Below are 2,151 nucleotides of genomic sequence, written 5' to 3'. Positions count from 1 at the left end.
CGCCCACACCATCGCTGCCCATGTCTCGGCCGAATCCGGCCACCGCCGCCTGCTCGAAGCGCTCGGCCTGCCGCCGCTGCTCGACCTCGGCATGCGGCTCGGCGAAGGCTCAGGCGCCTGCCTTGCCGTCAACATCGTGCGCTCGGCGCTGGAATGCCACGCCCGTATGGCGAGCTTCGCAGAGGCGGGGGTATCGGACAAATAGATATCGATGTCCTTGCGCCATGGAGGTGGAATCGCCACGCCTCCATGGGGCATCAATCCAGCCGACTGTCGGGAGACGCCCCGGGCAAGGAAAACGAGCGCATCGGAACAGCAACCGCGCGGCGCAAGAAGAAGAATTGGCTGTCAAGCCTTTTGCCACGGCTGAAGTGCACGAAGTGCGGGGGCAGTAGATCGGATTTACCTTACACGCCGGCAGTCAGGCCGGCACCCCTACGTGAGGGCGAAGGACGGGCGGTAGGGCTTTGCCAATCACGAATATCCATGATCGTGGATCTCGAAGCGGCGCCGGATCTTATCCGGTATCACCACTTCATGCCCGGTGTCGTCGTCGATCCAGCCACCGTTAACAACCAAGAATGTGCCCGCCGGAGCTACCTTGCCCATTCTGTCCCAGCCGTCGATGTCGAGATCATGCGTTGGACTCGAACGCCCGGGCTCGTAGCGCCAAATTCTGGCCGACGCCGCGTCGATCGAGTTGGCGACAGGCCATTTGTCACCGGGAAATTTCAGTTCGTTCTCGTCGCACAATTGCAACAGCCGATGCCGTAGGGCCGCAATTGAGAACCCATTTGCTGCCTGCCCCTGCTCAGAGTGGATAAGATATTGGGCACGAAGGCCGGTCGGGCCGTTGAAGAACGCGTCAAACGTGCCCCTTTCCACTTCAAACCAGCACTGCAGGCGATGGCATCGTTCCAGTTCGGGGCGGTTGGGGGGCTCTATTTGGGGATTGAAGTTAATCGCCTCGGCACAGATCCGATCAACAAGGACGTTGAAGTCAGGTGCCTCCCCCATCAACTCTTGATGGCGCTCCGGATCGAAGGTCGAACGAAACTTCCACTCGTCAGCTCTGCCGAATCTCATGACAAACTCCTCGCGCTTGCATCGACCCGCGTTGTGAAGAGGCTTAGGCGTCTCCTCCCAAGACCTTCTTTCGCACGCCGAGCCGGCTCACGAGAGGTGCAGGCGGCCGAAACCGCTCGGGGTACTCTGAGAGCGCCGAGTCGATCTCCGCACCCAGCGCATCGACACCGACCAACGCCCTGTCGATCAGCGCCAGCGTCTTCCTGCAATCGTCGACTCCGTACTCGATCGACTGCGGAAACACGGTGCGCTTGATCTTATTTCCGAGCGTCATGTCCTTGGGCCAATCGCTGCGCGTCAGCCGGAGGTAGAGTTGCCCGCTCGCCGGATGCCTTAACCAGATCCCGTGAGCGACGTTGTTGCGACCGCTGGTAGCCTTGGCCAGGTCGTCACGGAGCCGCTCGGCGTCGGTCTTTAACTCGATTCCTTTGATGGCGAATAGGTCAAGCACCATGTCGAGGCGCTCGTGGGCTGGCATTTGGCGCAGCAGGACTATGCGGCTCTCAGCCTTGTTCAGCTGCAGCAGCAGGCTGGTCAGACTCAGCAGGCCATGCTCGACACGCGTGTAACCGACCACCACTTGTCCGATGAGACCTAACAGATCATCGGGGAGGTCGCGGACGATCTCAGCTTCAAACGGGGCTGCTACTTCGGGCATGATCGGCACCTCGAATTGCGTTCGAGCAGCAGGTTCGGCTGCCCGCTTGTGTGTGTGCCACGAATCCCCTTCTCGGCACGACTGGCCGACGACTTCTACAGCGGTTTGATTTCGTTTGTTTTTTTGGTGGGTGTGCACAGGATCGAACTGTGGACCCGCTGATTAAGAGTCAGCTGCTCTACCAACTGAGCTACACACCCACACGGCCGGTAAAACCCAGCGTTGGCGGGCATATAGCCGCCGATTCCCGGGATGTCTAGCCCTGCCGGGATCATTTCCCGAAATCGCTAAAGCATGATCCCGAAAAGTGGAATCCGGTTTTCGGAAGAGATCATGCTCAAACAAAAAAATGGAGCCCCGTCCCGATTCTATCGGGATGGGGCAGCCGCACCCATCATACAAAAAGC

The 2,151-nt window shown here is 59.6% G+C and carries 3 protein-coding genes and 1 tRNA gene; 1 reads left to right on the top strand and 3 read right to left on the bottom strand.

Features of this window, described 5'->3' with window-relative positions:
• Window positions 1-205, top strand: a 205-nt coding sequence (locus EN745_RS33945; RefSeq protein WP_189363248.1) for a nicotinate-nucleotide--dimethylbenzimidazole phosphoribosyltransferase, incomplete at its 5' end; no start/stop codon positions are given.
• Between the two features lie 269 nt (window positions 206-474).
• On the opposite strand, the gene EN745_RS33940 is transcribed toward EN745_RS33945, so the two are convergent.
• From EN745_RS33940 to EN745_RS33930, 3 genes are all read right to left on the bottom strand, one after another.
• Entirely contained in the window at window positions 475-1,086 is a 612-nt protein-coding gene (locus tag EN745_RS33940; RefSeq protein ID WP_127423251.1) for a hypothetical protein, read from the bottom strand.
• 43 nt (window positions 1,087-1,129) lie between these two features.
• A complete protein-coding gene (locus tag EN745_RS33935) occupies window positions 1,130-1,744 on the bottom strand; it encodes a hypothetical protein (protein WP_127423250.1) in 615 nt (204 codons plus the stop codon).
• Window positions 1,745-1,868: 124 nt separating this feature from the next.
• Window positions 1,869-1,944, bottom strand: a tRNA-Lys gene (locus tag EN745_RS33930).
• Window positions 1,945-2,151 lie beyond the last annotated feature (207 nt).

Source organism: Mesorhizobium sp. M4A.F.Ca.ET.022.05.2.1, from assembly GCF_003998845.1.
Lineage (GTDB): Bacteria > Pseudomonadota > Alphaproteobacteria > Rhizobiales > Rhizobiaceae > Mesorhizobium.
Note: the sequence above shows the minus strand (reverse complement) of the source record. Positions and strands in the feature narration are given on the sequence as shown.

Bases quoted from the DNA above. Each gene is read 5' to 3' on its own strand.
- EN745_RS33940 (WP_127423251.1), bottom strand. From the start codon at position 1,086: ATGAGATTCGGCAGAGCTGACGAGTGGAAGTTTCGTTCGACCTTCGAT.
- EN745_RS33935 (WP_127423250.1), bottom strand. From the start codon at position 1,744: ATGCCCGAAGTAGCAGCCCCGTTTGAAGCTGAGATCGTCCGCGACCTC.